A 717-nucleotide genomic window follows, 5' to 3' on the forward strand; every position below is an offset into this window, starting at 1 on the left:
ATCATAAATACATCTCTCTTTTATGTTCATGGATAGGTTTGGAATATGTTGTTAAGTAGGGTTAAGTCCGACTCAACGTGGCGCTATTATGCCGAATCTTGAATACTTTCATAGTAGGCAGGTAGCGCTTCTTCTAACCAAAACTTTGGCTTAAGGGTGCTGCCTGTAATGAAGCCAACGTGACCACCTTTCTGGAACAGTCGATAATCGATGTTATCCGGCAGAATGAATTTAGGGATCACATCATCAGTCATGAATGGATCGTCTTTGGCGTGAATGATCTGTGTTGGCAGCTTGATCTTATTCAGCTTGGGCAAAGCGGAACATTGGGCGTAGTAATCTTGTGCATTCTTAAAGCCATGCAAAGGTGCAGTGATCAAATCATCGAACTCATACAGCTTCTCGATCTTCCTGATCGTGTCCGCGCTAATGCCGAGCTTTTCAGAGAGCAGTTTCTCTTTCTTCAGTGCGTTCGATTTTAATGAGTTCAAAAGGTATTTTTTGTAGACCTTAGAGAAGCCTTGCTCAATCCGACTCGAGCAACTGGCAAGATCAAATGGGGCAGAGACTATAGTCGCAGCAGAGAGCAGTGGATCGTCTGCATACTCAACCAAGTAGTTGGCCAACATATTACCGCCTAATGAGATACCGACCGCCACCTTTGGGTTATTGGGGAACTGAGCATGCAGGTTTCTTAAGAAAAAGCGCGCATCTTCC

General features: G+C 44.4%; 1 protein-coding gene. It reads right to left on the reverse strand.

All coding sequences use genetic code 11. From position 1 onward, the window contains the following. Nucleotides 1-86: 86 nt before the first annotated feature. On the reverse strand, nucleotides 87-717 hold a 631-nt coding region (locus tag KIV40_RS26145; protein ID WP_285352103.1), incomplete at its 5' end, for a hydrolase.

The organism is Vibrio sp. D173a, from assembly GCF_030248475.1.